This window comes from Streptomyces beijiangensis, from assembly GCF_017315755.1.
In the GTDB taxonomy this organism is placed as follows: domain Bacteria; phylum Actinomycetota; class Actinomycetes; order Streptomycetales; family Streptomycetaceae; genus Streptomyces; species Streptomyces beijiangensis.
This window is the reverse complement of record NZ_JAFLRJ010001228.1, coordinates 1-613: the sequence shown is the minus strand read 5'-3', so window position 1 is coordinate 613 and position 613 is coordinate 1. Positions and strand designations below refer to the sequence as shown.

1 protein-coding gene is annotated in these 613 nt (G+C 67.5%); it reads right to left on the bottom strand.

What is annotated here, in order from left to right:
- Positions 1-509 (bottom strand): cupin domain-containing protein (locus tag J0695_RS41285; protein WP_443727157.1); only part of this gene is annotated, 509 nt, incomplete at its 3' end.
- Between the last annotated feature and the right edge of the window lie 104 nt (positions 510-613).

The following is a 613-nucleotide window of genomic DNA, read 5'->3' as shown; positions in this document are numbered from 1 at the left end:
CGGTGGAGGTCGGCGACCCAGCGGTGGAAGACGCCTCCCATGCCCTGGCCGCCAGGCACCGGCACGCCGATCAGGCGCCGCACGGTTTTCTCCGGCAGGGGCAGCAGGACACGGGGGAGCTGGATGACGAACGAGGTCCATCTATGGGAAGGGGTGTGGAGCGTGGCCTTCATGGGGTGGCTGGTGTCGATCAGAACGGCCTGGCCGGCGTGGAACTCCGCATCGCGCCCGGCCGTCGTGACACGTCCGCCTCCGGATACGGCATAGTTGACCTGGTACACCTCCGGATCGAACTGCCGCACCGCCCTGGAGGTGCGCACAACATCCAGATGAGGCATGGCCAGCGCGGACACCTGTACGTCGCCCAGATGCAGGATGCGCATCCTGGCACGGAAGTCGTCCTGGTTCTCGCTGCGCAGCAGGTTGCGGACGTGCGACTGCGCCGATAACTCCTCCCACAGGGCGAACCGCTCCGGCGGCGCCACCGTCTCCGTGCTGACCTCCGTCACCAGCATCTCGCCCCCCGGGCTAGTCCGATACGCGTCGGTGAAAAGCGTGCCACGGGCGGGCCACGCACAGGGAGTCGATGATCGGCCGTTGTACGGAGCACTTG